Annotated in this window: 2 protein-coding genes; both read right to left on the bottom strand. The window is 55.7% G+C overall.

Features of this window, described 5'->3' with window-relative positions; translation table 11 throughout:
• The coding region (locus DBR23_RS05865) for an N-6 DNA methylase (protein WP_146191242.1) at window positions 1-1,006 on the bottom strand (1,006 nt) is incomplete at its 3' end.
• A 92-nt stretch (window positions 1,007-1,098) separates the two neighbouring features.
• On the bottom strand, window positions 1,099-1,917 hold the full coding sequence (locus DBR23_RS05860; protein ID WP_146191241.1) for a DUF6216 family protein: 819 nt from the start codon (window positions 1,915-1,917) through the stop codon (window positions 1,099-1,101).
• Window positions 1,918-2,103 lie beyond the last annotated feature (186 nt).

Here is a 2,103-nt window from a genome sequence, read left to right as displayed (position 1 = left end):
GGATATCAGCGCCGACATTGTTTCCACCCAGCACGTTGTCAGGCAACACCACGGCGGCGCGGCCACCGGGGGCTAGGTTGCGGTAGATGTGCTGCAAGAAGCAGAGTTGCTTGTTGGTGGTGGGATAAGGCAGGTCCGTGCGGGTGGGCAGGCCGCCGCCTTTTTTGATGCCAAAAGGCGGGTTGCTCAAGATGAGCGTGGCCTGCGGCAGGCGGGAGCCTTCTTCGCCCAGGGTGTCGCCAAACTGTATGCCGCCTTCAATCCCGTGCAGCAGCATGTTCATGAGCGCCAAGCGGTGTGTGTCTTGCACCAGCTCGATGCCGTAGAAGGTGCTGGATCGGTGCTTCTCTTTCTGGACCTTGGTCCGCCTTGCAGGCGGGTAGTGATCACGCAAATAGTCATTGGCCGCGATCAGAAAGCCAGCCGTCCCCGCTGTTGGGTCTTGAATGATGTCATTTAGCGTGGGCCGCATAACGGCAACGATGCTGTCAATCAAATCGCGCGGGGTGAAGTACTGGCCCGCACCGCTCTTTTTCTCGCTGGCGTTACGCTCCAGCAGCCCCTCGTACAGGTCCCCTAAATCGTCACGATCAACGCTGTACCAGTTGATTCTGTCGATCTCCGTGACCAGCGTAGAGAGGGTCGAGGGCTTGGTGATGATGGTGCTGGCACCTGCATAGACCTGCCGAATGATGCCTTTCCCGTGGTGGCTGTAGTCGTGCAGCAAGTCTTGATAAACAGACAAGCGATCTGCAGGTGCAGCGCCCACCAAGTCGGCCCAGAGCGAGCCTTGTTCATCTACAACTGCCCCCCCTTTCTTTTTAGCAGGTCGGCTGATTACGAAACAAGCCTCTTCTTTGGTCTCCTGCATCATTTTCAGGAATAGCAGGTAAGTCAATTCGTTAACGTACTGGTGGTAAGTGACGCCATCGTCACGCAATACGTTGCATAGATTCCAGAGCTTGGCAACGATTTCGGATGTTGCTGGCTTTAATAGGTGAGGCATGGGGGACTAACTGTCGTTGAAGCTCATAGCACAAGGCAGACATTTTGCCTATTGCTGGAGTCGCCTGAGTACTCACTTCAGTCTTTCATACCTCAGAAATCAAGCGGCGATTGCTCCCCAGGCAGAACCGGAGATAGACCTCGGGCATAAAGATCCTTGGCACGACCCACCGCATGCACAACAAAAAATACATGACAAAGAAGAACGAGGCTAACCAACGCATAAACGAACAGCACCCAACGTTGCTTTTTCAATTCAGATCCCACATGCTGCGGCCAATTCTTTGCCGACAGTAGGTCGCACACTATCTTCACCTCATCGAGAGAGAAGGAAGTGCGCTCAGCAAGTGCATCCCAAGATTGGTCGCAGTCGCTTTTCTTCAGGGGTTGAAGCAGCGGCCAGAGCGGCTTCGCGAGAGACTCATTGGCGAGAAAGGTGCGTCCGCTGTCCTTGAAAGTGAAAGGCACTTGCGGGATAGCCATCAGCACAACGAATCCCATCAGAAGCAATGTAAAAAAAGCAATCTTGGCAAAGAGATAGGAGCTGGAGGGAAACAGATGCTTGCGCACCTGCCGCAGCCCGGTGTCGAAGTAGCGCCCGCAAGCGGCGATTTGGCGTAAATCAACGCTGTGGAGCTGGGCCCACGCGATCAGCTGGTGCGCTTCTTCCAGGCTGGCCGCCTGCACGCCAGAGAACATACGAAAGGACATGAGGTTGGTCTGCTCGTCCACATACGCACGGATCTTGGGGTCTGAGATTTCTTCGCTGCCATGCACTAGCATCCACAGGCGCCGCAGCAGCGTGTGCAAAGACACAGTGCGCCAGATGACGATGACAAAGCCAGCGATCAGCACCAGTGGCATCAAGGCGGCCAAGGCGCCGCCGAATTGAGTGATGGTGGCGAAGTCCATCACGCAGCGGGGCGCGCGCACCGCCCACGGTAATACGACCTCAATGCAAGCGAGTCGTTGGTCTTTTGTTGCAGCCTCTTAACCTGCCGCTTTTCTCCACTGGTCATGCGCGGCAAGCACGCACCCAGTGCCGGTATTAATCTCGCCATGTTGCTGGTTGCCCCTCCCTAAGCTGTGCGGTACATA

The sequence above is a fragment of the Acidovorax sp. HMWF018 genome, assembly GCF_003061035.1.
GTDB lineage: Bacteria > Pseudomonadota > Gammaproteobacteria > Burkholderiales > Burkholderiaceae_C > Acidovorax > Acidovorax delafieldii.
Note: the sequence above shows the minus strand (reverse complement) of the source record. Positions and strands in the feature narration are given on the sequence as shown.